Source organism: Ruminiclostridium hungatei (assembly GCF_002051585.1).
Taxonomy (GTDB): domain Bacteria; phylum Bacillota; class Clostridia; order Acetivibrionales; family DSM-1351; genus Ruminiclostridium; species Ruminiclostridium hungatei.
Genome location: NZ_MZGX01000015.1, coordinates 74,622 through 97,010, shown reverse-complemented (window position 1 = coordinate 97,010; position 22,389 = coordinate 74,622). Strand labels below are relative to the sequence as shown.

The window sequence follows — 22,389 nt, the reverse complement described above, 5'->3', positions numbered from 1 at the left end:
TTATGGCTAAAAAGAACTCTACAAAGCAGCAGGAAATTCTTGACTATGTCAATAAGTGTGTCAACGAAAACGGTTATCCCCCTTCAGTCAGAGAGATTTGTGCTGCGGTTGGTTTTAAGTCTACCTCTACCGTACACGCCTATCTTCAAAAATTGAATGAAAACGGCATACTCCAGAAGGACCCTACCAAGCCGAGAGCAATAAAAATTCTAGATAGATCAGATAAAAATAAAAAGCCTGCAGGCACCAATCAAAGCGAAGGTTATTTTACCTCACGTGAAATGGTTGAGGTACCTGTGGTTGGTAAGGTTGCCGCCGGTCAGCCTATTCTTGCGGTGGAAAATATAACCGATACCTTCCCTCTGCCGGTAGACTTTGTTCAGAACAGCAGTGCCTTTATGCTCAGAGTTCAAGGTGACAGTATGATAGAAGCCGGAATACTGGATAAGGATTTTGTTCTGGTAAGACAGCAGCAGACGGCAAACAACGGTGATATAGTTGTGGCTTTGCTTGGAGATGAGGCCACATGCAAGACCTTTTTCAAGGAAAAGGATCACATCAGGCTTCAGCCTGAAAACAGCAGGCTTGACCCTATTATAGTCAAGGACAATGTTTCTATCCTGGGAAAAGTCATAGGTGTTTTCAGAAAAATGTAAGGACCTGAGTCTTATGAAACCGCCCAGTGTTGATATTGGCGGAGCTTCCGGGCCATCCTTGCTAAGGGTGAATCCTGCATAAAGCAGGATTTTGCCTGAAATGTTACAAAGTTAAAATATGAGCAGCAAGCGCCAACCATATGGTCAAGTAGCTGCTGCTTGTAATTGTGGTATGTTTCTCTAAATAAAAAACTTCCAATACTAATAACATAGTATGGAAGTCTTCTGAATTTCTTACTTTGCCTTTTCCACTTCAAATAATAGTTATAAACTATGTAGAACTGGATTATTCCTTCACCTGCTCATTAAATATCAGGTTTACCACTTTCATTGGGCTGATTGTAGAAATTGCATGTTTATATACAAGCTGCTGCTTTCCGTCGCTGTCAAGTACAACTGTAAAATTGTCAAACCCTTTAACCATTCCCTTTAACTGAAATCCATTTGTCAGGTAGATAGTAACTGCAATGTGTTCTTTTCTCACCTGATTTAAAAAAATGTCCTGCAAATTGATAGTATTCTTTACCAAAGTAATCCTCTCCTTTGTTTTATATATAATTCTCCGGCTGATCCATATGAGAATCAACTCTCTATCTGTCCCCACAGTCAAAAAGCATTAACCCTGAAGACACAAATACAGTTTTATTTTACTAGATTATACCAGTACATGCAATAAGAATATAGTACTAAAAACCCGAAAGTTACGCGCCATGGCTTCTTATATAGGCTACAACCTCATCAATGATAGTATTAGTATTTCCAGAATTATCTATACTAAACCATTTTATTTCATTGATTCTTTTAAACCAGGTCAACTGACGTTTTGCATACCTTCTGGTTTCCCTCCTGATTAATTCCGTTGCTTCCTCAAGTGTAATTTCATTTCTCAGATAATATAATATTTCTTTATAGCCTATTCCCTGCATGGATGTTATTGAATCGGAATAACCAAGGTCAATCAGCCTTCTGACTTCATTAACAAGCCCGTTCTCCAGCATCATATCCACTCTTTTATTTATTCTGTCATAAAGCTTGTCCCGCTCCATAGCAAGCCCTAACATAACATACTTATATTTAGGAGGAATTTCCCGGGATTTTTCATTGTGATAGCTTATGGGCTTCTGAGTCTGAATATATACTTCCAGTGCCCTTACAACCCGCTTTACGTTATTTGGATGAATACCTGCGGCAGCTACCGGGTCCACCTGCTTCAGTTTTTCATGTATATAACCCGGTCCATTTTCTTCCGCTTCCCTGCTCAGTTGTTTTCTCAGTTCCCAATCGCACTCTGTCTCACTAAAATTGATATTATTGACCAGTGAACTGATATAAAGCCCTGTTCCTCCGGCAATAATGGGCTGCTTACCCTTCTCAAAAATTTCTTCAATATATTTCTCTGCCAATTCCTTAAACCTTACAACATTGAATTCCTCATTGGGAAAAAGTTCATCAATCAGATAGTGTTTAATTCCCTGCATTTCATCCAAAGCAGGCTTTGCAGTGCCTATGTCCATGTATTTATAAATCTGCATGGAGTCGGCAGATATTATTTCTCCATTCAGACGTTTTGCCAGTTCAATTGATAGTTTTGTTTTCCCGGAAGCAGTAGGGCCTGCTATTACTATGACTTCTTTCATTATTTATCCTGATTCCTCCTGTCAGACTATCCTTTTAAACATCTTTTCTATTTCATATTTGGTAAGCCTTATAACAGTCGGTCTTCCATGGGGGCAGGTATATCTGCTGCCTGCAGCGGACAGCTCAGCAAGCAGATTAGTCACCTCACTGCCGTCCAACCTCTTGTTTGCCTTCACAGCAGCCTTGCAGGCAATAGTGTGAATAATCTCGTCCGCAAGGGGAGTAGAGACTGGCTTGAGTGAAGTCAGCATCTTATCTGTCAACTCAAGAAACACGTCTTTGGGAGAATAGCCCTCCAGAAGAGTTGGAATTCCTCTTATTATAATTGAATTATTTCCAAAATCCTCAAAGATAAATCCGAGTTTTATCAGCATATCCTGCCTTACTTTTACTTCATTGAGTTCAACGGCTTGAAGTTGAATAACAACGGGCTCCAGCAGCAATTGGGTGCTATTTTCCTGCACCTCATATTTGATTTTGAGTTTTTCATAAATTATGCGCTCATGGGCTGCATGCTGATCCACAAGTACCAATTCCTCGCCGTTCTGAAGTATAATATATGTTGAAAAAGCCTGTCCTATATATTTCATGGACTGCAAATCAAAACCTGCTTTTTCCCGCTCCGGATATTTCTCATCAGCTTCACTGTTGTTATCTGATTTCCCTTGTTCTGAACTTTGTATATCCTTAACCAGCAATTCCTCACTGACTTTTGCCATGTAATTGCCTTTTGGTTCAAACACTCCCAAATCCGTTCTCGCAAGTGGCTTCAAAGCCTCTGTAAAGCTTCTTATCTCCTGCTCCGTGTTGCTTCTAGGGCTGATGCCGATCCCTTTTTCTCTCTCCGGAAGCTCCGGCTTTGATAACTGCACAGGCCCGGAGCCCAATGCTGTTTTTGAACTGCCGCCATCCTCCAAAAGAACACTTTTCTCAGCAGCAGTACTTGCCGGCTGAGCAGGTAAATTGCTGTACTGCCTGTATTCAAGCTGTTCCTGGACATACTGCTCATTGGAATCTGCATTTTTAAATTTGAAAAGCTCTCTGTCCTTATTTGAAACTGTAACAGGATTAAACAGGGTATCCGAACTTAAAGCCTTGGATATAGCCATGTATATAGCTCTGGACAGGAGTCCTTCCTCGGCAAACCGGACTTCCGTCTTGGCAGGCGATACATTGGCATCAACCAGCAGGGGGTTGAGCTCAATGTTCAGCACGAAAAATGGAAACCTGTTTTTCATAAGTATGCTGTTGTAGGCCTGTTCAACGGCATAGGATACAAGCTTGCTTTTTACATATCTTTTATTTATGTACAATGACTGATAGTTTCTGTTTGCCCTTGCAGCCTCAGGTTTGCCGATATAGCCGGAAATATTGTATTTATCATCCTGATAGCCAACCGGTATAAGCTCCTTGATGATTTCTTTACCGTATATGCTGTAAATTGTGCTTTTTATATCATTATTTCCCGGAGTATGCAAAAGCAGCGTTTTTCCGCTGGTCAGCCTGAAGGAAATCTCCGGATTTCCCAGAGCAATCCTTGAAATTGCATCTGAAATATAGCCGGCTTCTGTGGAATCTTTTTTGAGAAATTTATAGCGGGCAGGAGTGTTGAAGAATAAATCCCGTATGACAAAGGTTGTCCCGACAGGACATCCTGTCTGCCTTACCTCTTTGAAGGTCCCCCCGCTTATATGGACGTACATGCCGTAAGTTCTGCCCGCGGCTCTGGTTTGAAGCTCTACGGAGGAAACGGCAGCTATACTGGCCAGGGCCTCTCCTCTGAAGCCCATGGTCACAACAGAATCCAAATCTTCCGCTCGCTTGATTTTACTGGTAGCATGCCGCTCAAAGGCAATTTCAACATCATCCTCATCCATACCGCTGCCGTTGTCGGTTACCTTAATGTATGAGATGCCCCCGTTCCTTATATCCACCGAGATACTTGTTGCACCGGCATCTATGGAGTTCTCCACGAGCTCTTTGACCACCGAAGCAGGCTTTTCAACCACTTCTCCCGCTGCTATTTTATTTGAAGTATTCTCATCCAGTACAATAATCCGTCCCATATAACCCTCCGTCACATTTCTGCCTGCAGGTATAATCAGCTATTCATCTTCCTCTGAAGCTCATAGAGGAAATTCATTGCATCTATTGGTGTAAGCCTTGAAATATCAAGCTTCTTGACTTGTTCAAGTATCTCGTTGTGGGCTGATGCCTTTGCTGCGGCTTCAAACAGATCCAACTGTCCCTCCACCTGCTTCTTTATCCTGCGTGCCTTCCCGTTCTTGCTTATGTCGGCTGCATCCAGCTCCTGAAGGATTTCCTTGGCCCTGTCGATTACAGGAAGCGGTACTCCCGCAAGCCTTGCAACCTGTATGCCATAGCTGCCGTCGGCTCCGCCTCTGATTATCTTTCTCAGGAATATAACGTCTTCACCCTTTTCCTTCACCGTAATGCAATAATTCTTTATTCCTGTAAGCTTTCCTTCAAGCTCGGTAAGCTCATGGTAATGAGTTGCAAAAAGCGTCCTGCACCCCAGCTTTTCCCTGCTTACTATGTATTCTATAACAGCCCATGCAATGCTGAGCCCGTCAAAAGTACTTGTACCGCGGCCTATTTCATCCAATATCAACAGACTTCTTTGAGTGGCATTAATCAGTATATTCGCCACTTCCGACATTTCAACCATAAAGGTACTCTGACCAGAGGCCAGGTCATCCGATGCTCCCACCCTTGTAAATATTCTGTCAACAAGCCCTATCCTGGCAGAAGTCGCAGGTACGAAGCTGCCTATCTGAGCCATAAGAACTATAAGAGCCGTCTGTCTCATATAAGTGGATTTTCCGGCCATGTTGGGGCCAGTTATTACAGCAAGCCTGTCTTCACCCAAATCCAGTACTGTGTCGTTGGGGACGAAGCTGCTCTTGTCCGTCATTTTCTCAACCACGGGATGCCTGCCGTCAATAATATGTATCTCGTCGGTAGCTGCCACCTCAGGCATACAATAGCCTTCCCTGTCTGCAACCTCTGCCAGGGAAGCAAGCGAGTCCAACTCCGCCAGAGCCTTTGAAGTACTTTTGATCCTGGTGAGCTGGGAAGCAATTATCTCCTTTATCTGGACGAATAAAGAGTACTCGAGCTGTACTATTTTTTCCTCCGCTCCCAGTATGTTGTCTTCTATTTCCTTAAGCTCGGGAGTTATGTACCGCTCACAGTTGGCAAGTGTCTGCTTCCTTATATAGTCCTCCGGAGCAGAGGCTAAATTGGATTTTGTTATTTCTATGTAATATCCGAATACCCTGTTGAAGCCTACCTTGAGATTTTTTATACCTGTTTTTTCCCTTTCGGCAGCTTCCAAAGCTGCTATCCAATCCTTTCCGCGGGTGGATGCCTCCCTGAGCTTGTCCACCTCGGGGTTAAACCCGTTTTTTATTATACCGCCCTCTTTTATGGTTATGGGAGGTTCCTCCATAATGGAGGTTTCTATGAGCTGCTGTACATCTTCCAGGTTGTCCAACTGCTGATAACAGGTCATATTGTATTCTGATTGGAAGTCTGCCAGAATATTTTTCACATAGGGTACCTGGCTTACTGAGTTTTTCAGGGCAATGAGATCCCGGCAGTTTACACTTCCAAGCACCACCTTGCCCATAAGCCTCTCCATATCATATACCCTGCGCAGCATTTCGCGTATTTCCATGCGGGCCATAAATTTATTCTTGAATTCGCTGACAGCGTCCAGTCTCAGCCTTATATCCCCTAAATTGACCAGAGGCTGCTCTATCCATTTTCTCAGCAGCCTTCCTCCCATGGAAGTCATAGTTTTGTCCAAAACCCATAAGAGGGAGCCCCGCTTGGACTTTTCCCTCATGGTTTCTGTCAGCTCCAGGTTCCTTCTGGTGGCGGCATCAAGAATCATAAATTCATCAATATTGTATGAATTGAAATTCTGGATATGGCTCAAGCTTACCTTCTGTGTCATATCCAGATATTTTAAAAGAGCTCCTGAAGCATTTATTGAAATATCATATTCCGACAGTTCGAAGGTTATATTTTTAAAATGTTCCCTCAGCGTTTCTTTGGCATTTCCATATTCAAAGCTGCAATTATCATAAACAGATATGTATATGTTGAAACGCAGGTTCAACTGTGACAGCAATTCCTTATCCTCGTTGAATTCACTGTTTACAACCAGCTCGGAGGGCATAAACTTTGCAATTTCATCCAGCAGCTTCCCCCTGGTATTTCCCCAGGTTATCCTGGTGGCATAAAAGTCTCCGGTAGTTATATCTACTGCTGCAAGCCCGTAAAAGTTGCCGTTTCTGCATACGGACATAAGATAATTGTTTTTCCTGTCATCCAGCATTGCAATATCCGTAACGGTGCCAGGGGTTACAACCTTTACTACATCCCTTTTTACAATCCCCTTGGCCAGGGCAGGGTCTTCCACCTGTTCACAAATCGCTACCTTGTAGCCCTTTGAGACAAGCCGGGCAATATATCCGTCCGCAGCATGAAAAGGGACGCCGCACATGGGCGCACGTTCCTCCAAACCGCAGTCCTTTCCGGTCAAAGTTATTTCAAGCTCTTTTGAAGCTACTTCCGCATCCCGGAAAAACATTTCATAGAAGTCGCCCAGTCTGAAAAACAATATGCAGTCTTTATATTGGTCTTTAATATTTAAATATTGCTGCATCATCGGAGTAACTGTTCCCATACCAAACCTCCATAATTTGCCTTAAAAATCTGCTTCGGGCTTAGCCCTTGCAGCCGCCGCCACAGGTTTTGCACTTGTCATCGGTGCAGGTTGGCTCTCCTGTAATTGAAAAAACAATTATATCATTAACTTTTTTCATCAGCGCCTCCAGGTCGGACTTGGCTGTGAGAAATTCCAGGGTAGTGGGATATTCGTTTATTTCCTTTTGCTTTGCAAGAAGCTTCTGTTTTGTTTCTTCAATAACCTCTGCTGCAGCGCTTTCTTTTGTTCTCTTTACCATCTCTACCTGAAGCTGCCTGTATTCATTCATAAGGGTCGTAGATTTTGAATCGCTCTGCATTGCGGCCTCGGTATTTCTATATATTTCCATTTCCTTTGAATTTGCCAGCATCAAACCAAGTTCTCTTGCTTTTTCTGTAATATCCATATTAATCTCCATTCTGCTGAAATACAGCTACATATTATGTTGATTTCCGAATAATGAAATATTTTTTAAAACTGCTTATACCAGCTTTCCCAGCAGCGACCAGGTCTGAACCGTGTCTATTTTCACCCTGACCAGACTGCCCACCAATTGGGGACTTCCTTTGAAATTTACTATTTTGTTTTCTCTGGTTCTTCCTGTATATGTGGTTTTACTGCTTTTGCTGAGGCCTTCCACCAGAACCTCCACTTCTTTTCCAAGCAGCCGGTCATTGATATCACGGCTTACATGGTTCTGAAGTGCAAGCAATCTGTCAAACCGTTCCTTTTTGACCTCTTCCGGTATCTGGTCAGGAGCTTTTGCAGCAGGCGTTCCCGTTCTTTTTGAATACAGGAAGGTATACGCCATGTCAAATCTTGCCTTTGCCACCACATCAAGAGTTTCCGCAAAGTCCTCCTCCGTTTCACCCGGAAAACCCACAATTATATCTGTAGATAAGGAAATATCCGGAATATGTTTCCTGACCTTTTCAACCAGATCAAGATACTGCTCCTTGGAATATTTTCTGTTCATCTTTTCAAGAATTTTTGAGCTTCCGGCCTGAACGGGCAAATGCAAATGGCCGCAGACCTTTTTGCAGTCTCTCACGGCATATATAAGTTCCTCCGACAAATCCTTCGGATGTGAAGTCATGAAACGTATGCGCTCAATACCGTCAAGCCTGTCAAGCTCTCTGAGCAGGCCGGCAAAGGAATATTCCCCTTCGAGGTCCTTACCGTAGGAGTTCACATTCTGACCCAGAAGAGTTATCTCTCTGCAGCCCTCCTGCGCAAGCTTGACCACTTCATTACGTATTTCTTCAATATCCCTGCTCCTCTCTCTTCCCCTCACATAGGGTACTATACAGTAGGAACAAAAATTATTGCAGCCATACATAACCGTAACCCAGGCTTTAAGGCTTTCCTTACGGGTAATGGGCATATTTTCGGCAATTGATCCGGTTGAATCCCATACGTCAATTACAGTGCCCTTATTCTCCACTGCCGTATTCAACAATTCCGGAAACTTGTATAGATTATGGGTTCCGAATACAATATCAACGTGTTTGTAAACCTTACGGATATGCTCAACAACCTCCGGCTGCTGCATCATGCAGCCACATATGGCAATTACCAGCTCGTGATTGTTTTCCTTCAGCTTTTTTAAGGCTCCCAGATGCCCGTATACCTTTTGCTCGGCGTTTTCTCTGACGCAGCAGGTGTTGAAAATAATAAGATCGCTGTCCGTTCGTTTTGCGCTTTCCGAATAGCCCATTTCTGAAAGCATGCCGGAAAGCCTTTCGGAGTCATTTTCATTCATCTGACAGCCAAAGGTTTCAATATTATATTTAACCGGCCTTCCAAGTCTGGAAATCCTGGCTTGATTATAGTCCCTGAGTATTTCAATATATTTATACTGCTGAGCGATTTCCTCGGCAGATACCTGCGTAGTCACCCTTTTGCCCAATACGATCCTCCAATTTCACAGTCAGACACATTCGTATTATGCTGACTGCGGATTTAATAGTTTGTTTTTAAATACAGTGAATATTATAACATAAAAACACTTTTTATAAAGAAAAATAACATAACGCATACAAAAAGCTGTAGCCCTATCCAAAAGTCAGAACGTACTTTTCTTCAATCACAGGCCGCCCTGCAAATCTGACGGTAATAAGCTCTCCCGTACTTTTGAAGCCAAAGCGCCTGTAAAAACGCACAGCTCTTTCATTTTTTTGTATCACCCACAGGAAGCAGCTTGTATACCCTTGCTGTTTAAGCCTTTCCACGGCGAATTTCATTAGTTCATAGCCCTGTTTGCCCGACCAGTATTCAGGAAGGACATACAGAGATATTATCTCCCCAGCATTTGCCGTGGTGCCTGGAGCTGTTTCCGCCGTCACAGAATTTATGGCTGCTGTCTGTCCGAAAGTAATAGTGCCGGTAATCCTGCCCTCAAGTTCAAAGACTGCCGCTTCATGTATATTTTCCTTCAAGGCTCTTGCAAATAAAGGTATCCAGCCATCCTCGGACATGTTTTCCAGATATTCCGCAGAAATAAAATCCGTATAAGCCTTCTTCCAGGCTCTGGAATGAACACGGCTCATGGCTCCCACATCTTCAATATTTGCAGTCCGAACACCCATATGTAATCCTCCGGGATATTTATCGTAAAAATGATATCAAATAAATAAAGATTAATAAAGTATAAGAATTCAATTATTTTAAATAAACGCAAAAGCCATTTTGAATTAACCCTTGAACCTCCTCAATATTAAGTATATTATTTACAAATAGAGTAAGTGCTGCAAATAATGCACTTTAACATAAAATGCAACTGCATGAAATTAATTTATACCAAAGGAGACAAGCATGGATAGGAATCTGGAAAAAGCAATTATACGTTTCTTTGAAAGAGACAGGTTTGCTCAATTTGTGGGTATAGAACTGATCAGGGTGGAGCCGGGCTTTGCCGCAGCCCGCATGGAAATAACCGAGAAGCATTTGAACGGCTTGAATATTGTGCAAGGAGGAGCAATATATACTCTTGCCGATTTCGCCTTTGCAGCGGCAACAAATTCCAACGGCCTTGCAACCGTTGGTATAAACACAAGTATTACATATCTTAAGGCTCCTTCAGGCAAATTTATTACTGCAGAAGCACGGGAAATCTCCTCAGGCAAAAAAATATGCGGCTGCGATGTAAATGTAACCGATGAGGACGGCTCTATTATTGCAAAATTCATCGGTACAGGCTATAGAAAAAATCTTGCCATTGACTTTATCGAAGGCAAAGTTTTACCATCAGCTACCAAACCTGTCTAGGCCGTAAGAATGAGTTTTGGCTCATGGCTGTATTTTATGTCCCATGAGCCATTGCTCTGCAAAATGCTCCGTTCACCCCGGTGTTTTCCTTATTACCGCACCCGGCTGTAGTCTGGGGTTCAGGAAATGCAAAGGATTTGTACTCAGTATCCTTTCAATCTTTATTTCATCGTCAGAGGTTTTCATAACCAGAAGCCTTACGCCGTCAACTTCCAGCTCAGTAAAACCCGTATTGATTTTCTCAGGGTTATAATAGTCCATATTGCTGAAAATCAGTGAAGTATCATATATAGTATGCAAAATCATTGAAGCATGCCTTCTTTCGTTGAATCATTTGTTTTATTCACGTTCAGTTCTATCATTTCCTTCAATTTTTTAATAGCATCCGACAAACCGCCAACCTGGTCTATCAAGCCTATTCTGGCCGCTTCCTCCCCAAAGAGCACAGTGCCCACATCATTGGCCAGTTCTCCGGTCTTGAGCATCAATTCTCTGAATTTATCCTTGCTTATTTTAGAATGTCCGGAGACAAAGTTCACAACCCTCTCCTGCATCTTATCAAAATATTCATAAGTTTGAGGAACTCCAATGACCATTCCGTTAAGCCTTATGGGATGTATGGTCATAGTTGCCGAGCTTGCAATAAATGAATAATCCGCAGAAACAGCCATTGGGACTCCAATGCTGTGTCCGCCTCCCAGCACTAATGAAACCGTAGGCTTGGACAAGCTTGACACCATTTCCGAAATAGCAAGTCCGGCTTCAACATCCCCACCCACAGTGTTCAGTATCAGAAGCAGCCCCTCAATCTGCCTGCTCTCCTCTATGGCGACCAACTGGGGAATAACATGCTCGTACTTGGTAGTTTTATTATGAGGAGGCAAAAGTATATGTCCCTCTATCTGCCCTATGATCGACATACAGTGAATATTGCTGTCTTCCTTGGGAAGACTTGTGGTACCAAGTTCCTTTATTTCCTGAATATTGGTGTCCTGCTCCTGCGGTTGTTCCGCAGGTTGGTTTTCGGATGTGTCGTTTTTATCTCTGTATTGTTTATTCACTCTAGCCTCCGTATACTGTTTCACAGCGACATATTATTCTAAGAAGCCGCCTGCTGTTTTTTATTTTTATCTCCTATTATTATTAAGATAATTTATAAAAAAATACATAAAATGATTATAGTGCGGCGTATTCCGCACAAGGCTCAATCCGGGACGGACATAAATAAGAGAGCATCGCTTCCTACTTAAAAGTAGTCTGGTGATACTCCCATTTATAGGCTTTAACCCAGGCCGACACTATTTGCATACAAGTATGGGTTGAATCTGGCAATTCTGCTGGGCATTTATTATTGTGGGCAGAATTTGGTCAAAATCTGCAACCAGCGATGTACACTTTTTAATTGGATCATCCTGACCAAAAGGAACCATATATATGTTTTTCATGTTTAGCAGAACACCTATGTTTTTAGCATTTGCACCAAGTCCGTCGTTTGTGGAAACCGCAACCACCACAGGTCTCATGTTTCTCAAATGTGCCTTGCAGGCCATGGATACCGAACTATCAGTTATTGCATTGGCAATTTTTGATATGGTATTTCCTGTGCAGGGTGCTATGACCAATATATCCAGAAGGGCTTTCGGACCAATTGGTTCAGCTTCCACAATTGAGCTTATAGGCGGCTTGCCGGTAATGGCAGTCAATGTATTTTTCAATTCCTCGGCTTTGCCAAACCGTGTATCATACTTGTCAACGCTCTCAGATATTATCGGTATAACGTCTGCACCTTCATTAACCAATTTTTCTATCTGAGGAATTGTCTTAGCAAAGGTGCAAAATGAGCCTGTGATTGCATACCCGATTCTTACTCCTTTCAACAGCATTGTTATACCCCCAACTCTTCAATAATATTAAATACTGTGTCCTTTATGAATTCTGCAGCTGTAACAGGGGCAACTTTTCCAGGGAGCGACAGCGCCCAGATAGCTTTCAGTCCGATTTCCTTCGCTTTTTCAAAATCAACACCACCCGGTTTTGAAGCAAGGTCAATTATCAAGCATTCAGGATTTAACATTTTCAGAATGTCATTATCCAAAACAACAAAAGGAATAGTATTGAATATGACATTCATATCTTTTACAGTCTGCGTCAGTTCAGACAAACTTACCGCTTTATACCCATAACTTTTAATCCATGCAACATCTGCATATTTGCGTGCTTCAACAAAAACATTTGCGCCAATACCCTGAAGCATTTTGGCAAGTGTTTTTCCGATTCTTCCGTATCCAAGCACCAAAGCATTGCTGTTATGTAGGGTTGTGGGCATTTCCTCCATAGCAATCTGTATTGCGCCTTCCGCCGTAGGTATGGCGTTCAGTACAGCCATTTCCTCCCGCTCCAGCATATCAACGTTGTATACGTTGCATACCTGTGCCAGGTGCACTATTTTGTCACTTATTCTTCCGGCGATAAACAACTGATTTTTATTCATGAATTTAAACACATCATGTATCAAAATCTTTTCGCTGTGAAAGGGTGCATTAATATATTCATTATCGTTTGAGCAGGGTATGGGACCTATTACGACATCAGAGCCGTCAACGGCCTCTTCTATGGTGTTGCTCTGCCTGATTTTCACATCAAAGCTGGCTTTGTCAAACCCATATATATTAACCGAATTACCCTCTGCAGCAATTAATTCGGCCAACTTTACATTCCTTAAATCTCCTCCGATAATTGTAAATTTCATCTTCTCCACACTAGACCCTCCCGTTCCTCGGACTGGATATCAACTATTTATGACGACTAATATATTTTATGAAATGGACAACTGCCTAGTGCCTGTACCCAAATCCATTATTTTGGCATAAATAAACCGGCGGGCTGAAAAACACCCACCGGTTTATTTATGCTGAAATTATCTTTAATATTCTGTTGAAATCAAAGTATTATCTCTTTTTTAAGATTTCCCACTGCCGACATGCTCAGGTTTTCATATTTAAAAACCATGTCAATGACCTCACGGATATTGTCCATAGTAATCCTGTCCATTTTTCCCAGCACCTCTTCGGGAGTATTTATACGCCCGAGCATCAGTTCGGCTTTTCCTATACTGTTCATACGGCTGTTGGTGCTCTCAAGTCCGAGAATAAAGTTACCCTTTAGCTGTTCTTTGGACTTGTCCAGTTCATCCCTGGAAATGCCCTTTTTTATCAGCAGATCCATTTCCTTTTTAGTGAGATCAATTACAGTTTGGAGACATTCAGGATTCATGCCTGCATAAATCATAAATAATCCCGCTGTCTTATAGGTGGAGGGATAGGAGTAAATGGAGTATACAAGGCCCTTTTCCTCCCTGATTTTTTGAAAGAGCCTGGAACTCATTCCTCCTCCAAAAATATTGTTTAAGGCCAGCAGGGAGTAAATCCTGTCATCACCATGCTCAATCCCCGGAAAACCCATACAGAGATGTGCCTGTTCGGTGTCCTTTTCCCTGACGGTTCTGTCAGTGCGGTATTGTGCCGTCACAAATTTATCCCTGTATTCTTTTTTACACTGCCAGGCACCAAAGTATTTGTTTACACTTTGGATAAGCTGTTCCTCGTCAAAGTTACCGGCAACTGATATAACCGTATTATAAGGTGTGTAATTTTCTTCCATATACTGGTTAATCATTTTTTTGTTAAACCCGCTAATGCATTCCTGTGTCCCGAGAATCGGATAACCCAGAGAGTTTCCACTCCACACCATTTCCGAAAAAATATCATGAACCAGTTCTTCGGGAGTATCCTCATACATTCCGATTTCCTCAACAACAACCTTTTTCTCGACTTTTATATCATTGCCGGCAAAGTTGGAATTAAACAGCATATCTGACAACACTTCAAGAGAAACATTTAAATGTGTATCCAGGGTCTTTGTATAATAGCAGGTACACTCTTTCCCTGTAAAAGCATTTATCTGCCCGCCTATGGCATCAATGCATTGCGCAATTTCTTTTGCGGTACGGTTTGCTGTGCCTTTAAAAAGCATATGCTCGATAAAGTGGGATATACCGTTATTCTTAGTATTCTCATTCCTTGAACCTGTTCCTACCCAGACACCCACAGAAACCGATCTGACATAGGAAATTCGTTCATATACCAACCTCAAGCCATTATCCAATAATATTTTTTTAAACATCAAGTCCTCCAATGTTGTTTTTAAAGTCCATATGATCAAATACAAGTTGCCCTATAAATCAAAAATAGTAAACTGGGCGTAAACAACAAATGTCTACGCCCTGATACCATACAAAATATTATATACTGTCCACAATGCCCGGCAAGTATATTATTTCGCTTCTCCCGAAGTATTTTCTTCATTCATTGCATCTTTTCTTGAAAGGTTTATTCTTCCCTGCTTGTCAATTTCAGTAACCTTAACAAGAATTTCGTCTCCTATGCTGACAACATCCTCAACCTTTTCAACTCTCTTCTTGTCAAGCTTGGAAATGTGAACAAGACCTTCCTTTCCAGGTAAAATTTCTACAAAAGCTCCAAATGTGGTTATTCTAGCCACCTTACCCATGAAGATTTCACCTGGTTCTATTTCCTTGGCAATACCATGTATTATCTTAAGCGCTTTTTGAGCAGCCTCTGCATCCGGAGTCAGTATATACACTCTGCCATCCTCTTCAATATCTATCTTTACACCGGTTTCAGCTATTATCTTGTTGATCATCTTTCCGCCGGGTCCAATAACATCGCGTATCTTATCAGGATCAATATTTGTAGTTATTATCTTTGGAGCATAATACGAAAGCTCTTTTCTGGGAGCTGGAATCGCCTTAAGCATAACATCATTGATTATCTGAATACGTCCCTTTTTTGTAAGTTCAAAGGCCTGTCGGATAATCTCGTAGGTCAAACCGTCCACCTTTATATCCATCTGGATTGCCGTAATACCCTCAGTGGTACCTGCCACCTTGAAGTCCATATCACCGAAGAAATCTTCGATACCCTGAATATCCATAAAGGTAATAAAGCTGTCGGGATTTTCTTCATCAATAACCAGACCTGCGGATATCCCTGCAACAGGTGCTTTTATGGGAACGCCGGCATCCATCAAGGCCAGTGTGCTTCCGCAAACGCTTCCCTGTGAAGTGGAACCGTTTGACATCAGCACTTCAGATACAAGTCTGAAGGCATAAGGAAATTCATTTTCAGAGGGAATAACCGGTACAAGTGATCTTTCTGCAAGGGCTCCATGTCCTATTTCTCTTCTTCCGGGGCCTCTTGAGGTCTTGGCTTCACCAACACTGTAGCCTGGGAAATTGTAGTGATGCATATATCTTTTTGTCTCTTCGGTATCAATTCCGTCCAGCATTTGAACATCGCCCATTGCACCAAGAGTAACCGTTGTAAGTACCTGTGTCTGTCCTCTCTGGAAAAGTCCCGAGCCGTGAGTCCTTGGCAGAATTCCCACCTCAGCCGAAAGCGGCCTGATTTCATCAAGACGTCTTCCGTCTACACGCTTGCCCTCTTTAAGGATATATTCACGAACTACTTTCTTTTCAAGCTTATAAATGGCCTCATTGATTTTAGCCTGCATATCGGGGAACTGTTCTGCAAGAGCAGCCTGAGTCTCCTCGGTCAGCTTGCTTACCTTTTCATCCCTGTCCTGCTTGTCGGTTGCAAGCACAGCCTGTCTCATGGTCTCATAGCCAAAGGCCTTTACGGCTGCAAACAGTTCCTGCGGAACCTCTGCGGATTCATAAGAGAATTTGGGTTTGCCAATTTCCGTGACAATGCTGTTTATGAAATCACATATCTTCTTAATCTCTTCGTGTCCCTTTTTAATGGCATCAAACATCACCTCGTCAGAAACAATATCTGCCCCCGCTTCAATCATGGTGATCTTTTCCTTTGTTCCGGCAAGGGTAACATACATACTGCTCTTCGCCCTCTGTTCCTCGGTAGGATTTATTATAACATCGTTGTCAATCAACCCCAGAATCACACCGCCGATAGGGCCGTTAAAAGGTATGTCTGAAATGCTGATTGCCACAGATGCACCTATCATGGCAGCTATTTCAGGTGAATTATCCTGTTCCACCGACATTACGGTGTTAACTACAGCCACATCATTTCTGAGATCCTTTGGAAACAGAGGTCTTATTGGCCTGTCTATTACTCTTGAAGTCAATACTGCTTTTTCGGAAGGCTTTCCTTCTCTTTTTATAAAGCCGCCGGGAATTTTTCCCACAGCATACAGACGCTCTTCATAATCAACACTGAGAGGGAAAAAATCAATCCCGTCTCTGGGTGAAGATGATGCAGTCGCCGAAGACATGATTACGGTGTCTCCATATCTTACCAATGCCGAACCGTTTGCCAGTTGAGCAAGTTTGCCGGTTTCAATGGTAAGTGTTCTTCCTGCCAGTTCCATACTGAATGTTTTTGACATGTTAGTCCTCCTAAGTTTTTAATAGTTTTCATATGCTATTTAAAACTACAGACTGTAGCATGTAGATTCTGCGCCAAAGTGCGGGTACTTCCCGTTACTTTTACCGTAACTCTTCCGAAGCCGGCTTTTTGGCGTACAATCTACCTTCTACCGTCCATAGCCATATGCAGGTGTCAAGGTATGGTCAAATTATTTAATCATACCTGATATTATTTCTACTTTTTTTGCTTCTTATTTAAATAAAGGCTATTTAATTTTTTCCACAAAATATGTAATAAGCCTCCGCACTGCAGTGCTTAAACTAGAAACAGGCAGGCTTTCGCCTGCCTGTACTATAAAAAATTACTTTCTCAGACCAAGTTTCTCAATAATAGCACGATATCTTTCAATATCATTCTTTTGAAGATAGTTTAACAAACCTCTTCTGGCACCTACCATTTTAAAAAGACCTCTTCTTGAGTGATGATCCTTTTTGTGAGTTCTGAAATGCTCATTGAGGTGGTTGATTCTTTCGGTAAGAATAGCTACCTGAACCTCAGGTGAACCAGTATCGCCTTCGTGAAGCTGATACTTTGTGATAATGTCCTGCTTTGTTTCTTTCATCATGGTTTTGTAACCTCCAAATAATAAAATAATTTAAACGCCATAAACCAGGTAATTGGACGGAGAACCCAAAAACGTAGTTAATGGTTGAAAATTTGTACCTTGGTATTCTAGCATATTTCATAATTATTTACAATATTAATTTTATCATTCATAGTAACAGTTATCTATAACATTATCAATAAATTCTTTATTATTTTGACCATTATTTCACCATTATATATACAGATAAATAAAAACCGCTTATTTTATCATTATTTAATAATTTTTCCTGTAATTATATGGACAGAAATTATATGGAATATGCGGGGTCATAATTATATAATTAGATTATTACTTGTATTAACGAAGGAGATGATGCAATGAATAAAAACTCTGCTGTTTTAAAAAATATTGCTGACAATGTGGAAAAAGTAATTGTTGGTAAGAGGAATGCAATAGAACTGACTCTGGTTGCCCTGGTATGCAACGGCCACGTACTTCTGGAAGATGTCCCCGGTGTTGGAAAGACCAGTTTGGTCTCTGCCCTGGCAAAGTCAATTTCAGCGTCCTTCAGAAGAGTTCAGTTTACTCCGGACGTACTCCCCTCCGATATCACAGGCTTTTCCATATACAACCAAAAAACCTGCGAATTTGAATTCAGGCCCGGTAGTGCAATGTGCCAAATTTTACTTGCCGATGAAATAAACCGAACCTCCCCCAAGACACAATCCAGTCTTCTTGAAATAATGGAAGAAAATCAGGTTACAGTGGACGGTACCACTTACAAGCTTCCAAAACCATTTATGGTACTTGCCACTCAGAATCCCATCGAATATATCGGAACATATCCTCTGCCCGAAGCGCAAATGGACAGATTTTTCTTAAAAATTTCCCTGGGATATCCCCAAGCCGGCGAGGAAGTTTACATAATTTCACGTTTCCTTCAGGACAACCCTCTGGAAATGCTGCAGCCGGTGGCAGAAAGCTCTGATATCATAAACATTCAGAACGAGGTAAAACAGGTTTATATTGATAAGACCTTGAAAAATTACGTAGTGGATATTGTGAATATGACAAGAAAACATGAATATATAGCTCTGGGTTCAAGCCCTCGTGGTTCTCTGGCAGTCTGCCGCGCAGCTCAGGCCTGGGCCTATTACAACGGAAGAGACTACGTGCTGCCCGAAGATATTAAAAAAATGCTGCTGCCCACACTTTCACACCGAATTATTCTCAAGCAGGAGGCGAAGCTCAAAAAGATGTCGGCGCTGGATATTTTAACAAACATAATTGACAAGGTATATATACCTTTGGTAGACAACTATGAAAAAAAATAGGATAACATTTATATTTCTGCTGGTACTTGCATTTATCTTTAAATATAATTTTGGCGGGTTCATTCCCTCCTTTTTACTGAATACCCTGTTGTCGCTGCTTATCTTTTCAATAGGCTATACTATTTATGTTTACATCCGGTTCAAGTTTGTTCAGGATATTGACAAGAGAGTAATTACAAAGGGTGAGTCGGTCAAACTTGTAATCAAACTCAGTAATGAAGACTTTATGATTTATCCCTATGTCTATGTATCCTTTTTTGGATCACATATGCTTTTTAATTCTGAAAGCTATTCACAAAGCCTTTCCATTACTCCCTTTTCCAAAAAGGAATTTGTTTTTGACATGCAGTGCAAATACCGCGGCGAATACGAGGTAGGAATAAGCCATATACATATTGAGGATTTCCTGGGACTCATAAGATTAAACTATAAGATACCTGAAACAAAAAAAATAATTGTCCACCCTAAAATTGAGCATCTTGCGAAATTTGATGTATTTACAACAAACAGCTATGAGTCACAAAGCACATCCCAGGGTACGGTTGAGGATGTGAACAATATTATGGATATGAGAAATTATCAGTATGGGGACAGCTTCAGGAAAATCCACTGGAAATTGTCCGCCAGAAGCAATACCTGGATGATAAAGAATTACCAGTGTACTTCCGATGCAAATGTCAATTTGTTTGTGGACCTGAGACATACCTATTCAAATGAAAGCTCCATAGTTCTGGAAGACAAGATTGTTGAAACCGCAGTTGCAGTTCTCAATTACTACCTCCACAGGGGCATATCGGTAAACTACATGTTTTTTGACCATAAGCTGGAGATTTTAAAGGTCTCGAACCGGCATGAATTTGAAAACATATACAAAATACTGTCTGCGGTGGTTTTCAGACAAAAGGTTCCGCTGGCTGATATTGTGTCTCTTCACTATGAAAGCAGTAGTAATTCAAATGACATGATAATTCTCACAAGTATCCTGGATGTGGATTTATATAATGTCATATATAAGGCTCAGATGACAAACCATTCCATCTGTCTGATATATGTTTCTCCGAAAACTCTTATAAAAGACAGCCTGGAGGTTGTAGACGACATTCTTGATATTTTACCGGAAATTGGGGTCAGGGCATATACCATCAATCCTGACGACGACATTAAATTGGTTCTGGGGGTGTAACTAATGACACGCGAAAACAAATTTGCTATACTTGCCAACTTGTTACTTGTAATGCTTATGTCGGCAAGTATCAGCCAGACTCTGTACACTTCTCTGTTTATGACTCATACCTTCAGCCTGACCATATTCCTTGCGGTGATACCTTTCACACTTCTGTTTTTTGCCATGTTCAGGAACAGGCTGTCTTCAATAATTTCCCTGATTGTGACAGTTGCCCTGCTGATAGCCGGTGCATCAACGATTATTTTTAAAACAGGCCTGGAAAACATTATATTCTGGTGTAACAGGTATTCCATCTGGTTTGTGGATCTGACCAACGGGTTTAAGGATATTTCCGTCCCATTATTTTTTAATGCCACTATAATTTCAATAGCTTTCCTCATAACCCTGTTCGTTTTTATTTTTACAATCAAGATTTATAATTTCTATGTTACAACAATACTGTTCTTCAGCATATTTTTCATGCAATTGCAGTTAAAGGTGGAAGGCAGTAAATATTCCTTTGTCCTGTTCATTTTTTCTTTTATGCTCTATTATTTCTTCCTGATTCTTCAGAGAAGAAGCAGGGAAAAAACCTATGATGCTGGCAACAGGCTCAAATACCTTGTATATCTGCTTCCTGTATGCATGATTGTAATGGTTCTGACCATTTCACTGTTTCCACTTAATCAGGCACGTATATCTCTTCCCTGGCTTGATACCAAAATAAACAAGACCTTTGACAGAATCATTGATAAATTTTCAGGAATGGATGTTTCTTCTTTTGACTATTTTTCCTTTGGCGTAACAGGCTTCGGAAAGACAGACAGACTGGGGGGCAACCTGAAACTCAACAATACCCGTGTTTTGGATGTCAGGACTTCACATCCCAACCTGTACCTGAGAGCAACCTCCAAGGTGAATTACGACGGTCACCGCTGGTATGATGACGATGTAAGCTTCACCTCTCTTGGAGCATCAAAGGAATTCAATGATAAGTTAAATTCTGATGCAGAGTTGTTTTATAGGGGACTTATCACATCAAATGACGTTTCCGGGCCTATAGACTTGGAAAAAAATGATTATTTTGAAAACTCAACCGCAGAGGTAAAGCTGGTAAATATGGAAACCAAGTCCCTGTTCCTGCCCTCAAAAACTTACCGTCTGAAGTTTCCAGCCACCCAGCAGGTATCCAGTGATACCCAGCAGATGCTCTCTACCAAGGTACTGCAGAACAAAGGTTTTTCCTATTCCATTGAATATATAAGTCCTAATCTTGGAAATAAAAAGTTAATTGACATGTTGCGGAAAAGTCATAATGGTTCTGAAACCGGCATGACCGGCAACATGGAAACCGGGCGGGTCCACCTGAGCACTGCGGAAAGGGTTAAGAGCCTGGACAGCATTGAGGCAAGAGAAATCCCTGCTTCAGCGGTTCCTGCCCAGGCTGCCTCAATATATACAAAATATACCCAGCTCCCCGATACAATTACTCCAAGAGTCAGAAACCTGGCAGAGGATTTGACAAAGGACCTGGACAACAACTATGACAAGGCCAAGGCAATAGAAACCTACCTTTCCAGAAATTATCCCTATACCCTTGTTCCCGGCAACCCTCCAAGAAGCAAGGATTTTGTGGATTATTTCCTGTTTGAAGGCAAAAAGGGCTACTGTACCTACTATGCTTCAGCCATGACGGTACTGCTCAGATGCATTGACATCCCTGCCAGATATGTGGAGGGCTATATACTGCCTCCTGATACCAAAGAAGGTGTTTATCAGGTCACAAATCAACAGGCTCACTCCTGGGTGGAAGTTTACTTCAACGATTACGGCTGGATTCCTTTTGAACCCACTTCCCCCTTCGTTGCAAATCTTTATGCGGACAGAACCATCTCAGCAACAGTAAGCAGTGAAATGCTGGATACCAGCTACGAAGAATATATGGAAATGATGAACAGGTACAGAAATCAGAGCGCAAGCATCGGCTTTGATACGGACTACTCGGTTCCCGAGGAAGAGGGCATTGATAAGCCCTTGCTGATTCTGATAATTTCAGCTTCATTTATGGGAGTTATAATTCTCGTATTGCTTGTGCTTATAGCTCTGAATTATTTCAGATTTTATAAACTGCAAAGAAAAATCAAGAAATCCGACCCCACGACAGCCATGCTATTTGCATACAGCTATATATTAAAGGCATTAAAGCATCTGGGTGTGAATATAATCCCCGGTGAGACACCGTCACAGTTCGGCGACAGGGTAGAAAAACATTTTGACATTAAAGGCTTCTCTTTTAACAAGACAAGCTTTACCGTAATTTCAGGCTATTACGTAAAAGCCAGGTACAGCCGTAATTCCATAACAGTCCAGGAGATAGAAGAAACTCTGAAATTTATTGACATTCTGCTGGAATTGATACAGGAAAAATCCGGAAGGTTCAAGCTTGGATTCTCAAGATATATTCTGGGAAGATTTTAAGGCTGTCATATGGGCCTTTTGGCATAGTCGGTATTTTCAAGTACAGACCCACGGTAAAACCTGCCGTACACAGGTTTT

At 41.6% G+C, this 22,389-nt stretch carries 19 protein-coding genes; 5 read left to right on the top strand and 14 right to left on the bottom strand.

Going from position 1 to position 22,389, the window contains the following annotated elements; translation table 11 throughout:
• Positions 1-2 precede the first annotated feature (2 nt).
• On the top strand, positions 3-656 hold the full coding sequence (gene lexA, locus CLHUN_RS12150; RefSeq protein WP_080064861.1) for a transcriptional repressor LexA: 654 nt from the start codon (positions 3-5) through the stop codon (positions 654-656).
• A 286-nt stretch (positions 657-942) separates the two neighbouring features.
• Here the strand turns inward: lexA and hfq are convergent, their stop codons facing one another.
• The 7 genes from hfq to CLHUN_RS12115 all read right to left on the bottom strand — a co-directional run bounded on the left by hfq (position 943) and on the right by CLHUN_RS12115 (position 9,620).
• Complete coding sequence (hfq, locus tag CLHUN_RS12145; RefSeq protein WP_080064893.1) at positions 943-1,185, bottom strand: RNA chaperone Hfq; 243 nt, start codon at positions 1,183-1,185, stop codon at positions 943-945.
• A gap of 172 nt (positions 1,186-1,357) precedes the next feature.
• On the bottom strand, positions 1,358-2,293 hold the full coding sequence (gene miaA / locus CLHUN_RS12140) for a tRNA (adenosine(37)-N6)-dimethylallyltransferase MiaA (protein WP_080064860.1): 936 nt from the start codon (positions 2,291-2,293) through the stop codon (positions 1,358-1,360).
• A 21-nt stretch (positions 2,294-2,314) separates the two neighbouring features.
• Entirely contained in the window at positions 2,315-4,360 is a 2,046-nt protein-coding gene (mutL, locus tag CLHUN_RS12135; RefSeq protein ID WP_080064859.1) for a DNA mismatch repair endonuclease MutL, read from the bottom strand.
• 35 nt (positions 4,361-4,395) lie between these two features.
• Positions 4,396-7,011, bottom strand: coding sequence for a DNA mismatch repair protein MutS (gene mutS, locus CLHUN_RS12130; protein ID WP_080064858.1), 2,616 nt, complete (start codon positions 7,009-7,011; stop codon positions 4,396-4,398).
• A gap of 40 nt (positions 7,012-7,051) precedes the next feature.
• Complete coding sequence (locus CLHUN_RS12125) at positions 7,052-7,438, bottom strand: YlbF/YmcA family competence regulator (protein WP_080064857.1); 387 nt, start codon at positions 7,436-7,438, stop codon at positions 7,052-7,054.
• A gap of 75 nt (positions 7,439-7,513) precedes the next feature.
• The gene (gene miaB / locus CLHUN_RS12120; protein ID WP_080064856.1) at positions 7,514-8,941 is read right to left on the bottom strand and encodes a tRNA (N6-isopentenyl adenosine(37)-C2)-methylthiotransferase MiaB; all 1,428 of its coding nucleotides are present in this window, start codon (positions 8,939-8,941) and stop codon (positions 7,514-7,516) included.
• A 145-nt stretch (positions 8,942-9,086) separates the two neighbouring features.
• A complete protein-coding gene (locus tag CLHUN_RS12115) occupies positions 9,087-9,620 on the bottom strand; it encodes a GNAT family N-acetyltransferase (RefSeq protein WP_080064855.1) in 534 nt (177 codons plus the stop codon).
• Between the two features lie 226 nt (positions 9,621-9,846).
• Between CLHUN_RS12115 and CLHUN_RS12110 the strand changes: the two genes are divergently transcribed.
• The gene (locus CLHUN_RS12110) at positions 9,847-10,299 is read left to right on the top strand and encodes a PaaI family thioesterase (protein WP_242656509.1); all 453 of its coding nucleotides are present in this window, start codon (positions 9,847-9,849) and stop codon (positions 10,297-10,299) included.
• 72 nt (positions 10,300-10,371) lie between these two features.
• Here CLHUN_RS12110 and CLHUN_RS12105 read toward each other — a convergent pair whose 3' ends face one another.
• The 7 genes from CLHUN_RS12105 to rpsO all read right to left on the bottom strand — a co-directional run bounded on the left by CLHUN_RS12105 (position 10,372) and on the right by rpsO (position 17,352).
• Complete coding sequence (locus tag CLHUN_RS12105) at positions 10,372-10,605, bottom strand: YlzJ-like family protein (protein WP_080064854.1); 234 nt, start codon at positions 10,603-10,605, stop codon at positions 10,372-10,374.
• The gene (locus CLHUN_RS12100; RefSeq protein WP_080064853.1) at positions 10,602-11,360 is read right to left on the bottom strand and encodes a ClpP family protease; all 759 of its coding nucleotides are present in this window, start codon (positions 11,358-11,360) and stop codon (positions 10,602-10,604) included. Before CLHUN_RS12100 ends, CLHUN_RS12105 begins: the two co-directional genes overlap by 4 nt.
• Before the next feature lie 237 nt (positions 11,361-11,597).
• Positions 11,598-12,182 carry a dipicolinate synthase subunit B gene (locus tag CLHUN_RS12095; RefSeq protein WP_080064852.1) on the bottom strand — a complete coding sequence of 195 codons (585 nt, stop codon included), beginning with the start codon at positions 12,180-12,182 and terminating at the stop codon, positions 11,598-11,600.
• 2 nt (positions 12,183-12,184) lie between these two features.
• The gene (gene dpsA, locus CLHUN_RS12090) at positions 12,185-13,048 is read right to left on the bottom strand and encodes a dipicolinate synthase subunit DpsA (RefSeq protein WP_080064891.1); all 864 of its coding nucleotides are present in this window, start codon (positions 13,046-13,048) and stop codon (positions 12,185-12,187) included.
• A gap of 191 nt (positions 13,049-13,239) precedes the next feature.
• A complete protein-coding gene (locus CLHUN_RS12085) occupies positions 13,240-14,481 on the bottom strand; it encodes a M16 family metallopeptidase (protein WP_080064851.1) in 1,242 nt (413 codons plus the stop codon).
• Positions 14,482-14,631: 150 nt separating this feature from the next.
• Positions 14,632-16,746 (bottom strand): polyribonucleotide nucleotidyltransferase, encoded by a 2,115-nt coding sequence (locus tag CLHUN_RS12080; RefSeq protein WP_080064850.1) that lies wholly within the window; start codon positions 16,744-16,746, stop codon positions 14,632-14,634.
• Positions 16,747-17,088: 342 nt separating this feature from the next.
• Complete coding sequence (gene rpsO / locus CLHUN_RS12075; protein WP_080064849.1) at positions 17,089-17,352, bottom strand: 30S ribosomal protein S15; 264 nt, start codon at positions 17,350-17,352, stop codon at positions 17,089-17,091.
• A gap of 359 nt (positions 17,353-17,711) precedes the next feature.
• Here rpsO and CLHUN_RS12070 point away from each other — a divergent pair, with 359 nt between their 5' ends.
• The 3 genes from CLHUN_RS12070 to CLHUN_RS12060 are packed head-to-tail and all read left to right on the top strand — an operon-like array spanning position 17,712 to position 22,311.
• Positions 17,712-18,668 (top strand): AAA family ATPase, encoded by a 957-nt coding sequence (locus CLHUN_RS12070; RefSeq protein ID WP_080064848.1) that lies wholly within the window; start codon positions 17,712-17,714, stop codon positions 18,666-18,668.
• Positions 18,655-19,851: a DUF58 domain-containing protein gene (locus CLHUN_RS12065; RefSeq protein ID WP_080064847.1), complete on the top strand. Its 1,197-nt coding sequence runs from the start codon at positions 18,655-18,657 to the stop codon at positions 19,849-19,851. The genes CLHUN_RS12070 and CLHUN_RS12065 overlap by 14 nt, the downstream gene beginning before the upstream one ends.
• 3 nt (positions 19,852-19,854) lie before the next feature.
• Positions 19,855-22,311 (top strand): transglutaminase-like domain-containing protein, encoded by a 2,457-nt coding sequence (locus CLHUN_RS12060; RefSeq protein WP_080064846.1) that lies wholly within the window; start codon positions 19,855-19,857, stop codon positions 22,309-22,311.
• The last annotated feature ends 78 nt before the right edge of the window (positions 22,312-22,389 follow it).

What these genes read in the sequence shown, in the direction of transcription:
- CLHUN_RS12085 (WP_080064851.1), bottom strand. Translation starts at nt 14,481, where the DNA reads ATGTTTAAAAAAATATTATTGGATAATGGCTTGAGGTTGGTATATGAA.
- CLHUN_RS12080 (WP_080064850.1), bottom strand. Translation starts at nt 16,746, where the DNA reads ATGTCAAAAACATTCAGTATGGAACTGGCAGGAAGAACACTTACCATT.
- mutL (WP_080064859.1), bottom strand. Translation starts at nt 4,360, where the DNA reads ATGGGACGGATTATTGTACTGGATGAGAATACTTCAAATAAAATAGCA.
- mutS (WP_080064858.1), bottom strand. Translation starts at nt 7,011, where the DNA reads ATGGGAACAGTTACTCCGATGATGCAGCAATATTTAAATATTAAAGAC.
- CLHUN_RS12125 (WP_080064857.1), bottom strand. Translation starts at nt 7,438, where the DNA reads ATGGATATTACAGAAAAAGCAAGAGAACTTGGTTTGATGCTGGCAAAT.
- CLHUN_RS12095 (WP_080064852.1), bottom strand. Translation starts at nt 12,182, where the DNA reads ATGCTGTTGAAAGGAGTAAGAATCGGGTATGCAATCACAGGCTCATTT.
- rpsO (WP_080064849.1), bottom strand. Translation starts at nt 17,352, where the DNA reads ATGATGAAAGAAACAAAGCAGGACATTATCACAAAGTATCAGCTTCAC.
- miaA (WP_080064860.1), bottom strand. Translation starts at nt 2,293, where the DNA reads ATGAAAGAAGTCATAGTAATAGCAGGCCCTACTGCTTCCGGGAAAACA.
- CLHUN_RS12115 (WP_080064855.1), bottom strand. Translation starts at nt 9,620, where the DNA reads ATGGGTGTTCGGACTGCAAATATTGAAGATGTGGGAGCCATGAGCCGT.
- CLHUN_RS12060 (WP_080064846.1), top strand. Translation starts at nt 19,855, where the DNA reads ATGACACGCGAAAACAAATTTGCTATACTTGCCAACTTGTTACTTGTA.
- CLHUN_RS12065 (WP_080064847.1), top strand. Translation starts at nt 18,655, where the DNA reads ATGAAAAAAAATAGGATAACATTTATATTTCTGCTGGTACTTGCATTT.
- CLHUN_RS12105 (WP_080064854.1), bottom strand. Translation starts at nt 10,605, where the DNA reads ATGATTTTGCATACTATATATGATACTTCACTGATTTTCAGCAATATG.
- CLHUN_RS12110 (WP_242656509.1), top strand. Translation starts at nt 9,847, where the DNA reads ATGGATAGGAATCTGGAAAAAGCAATTATACGTTTCTTTGAAAGAGAC.
- lexA (WP_080064861.1), top strand. Translation starts at nt 3, where the DNA reads ATGGCTAAAAAGAACTCTACAAAGCAGCAGGAAATTCTTGACTATGTC.
- CLHUN_RS12070 (WP_080064848.1), top strand. Translation starts at nt 17,712, where the DNA reads ATGAATAAAAACTCTGCTGTTTTAAAAAATATTGCTGACAATGTGGAA.
- dpsA (WP_080064891.1), bottom strand. Translation starts at nt 13,048, where the DNA reads ATGAAATTTACAATTATCGGAGGAGATTTAAGGAATGTAAAGTTGGCC.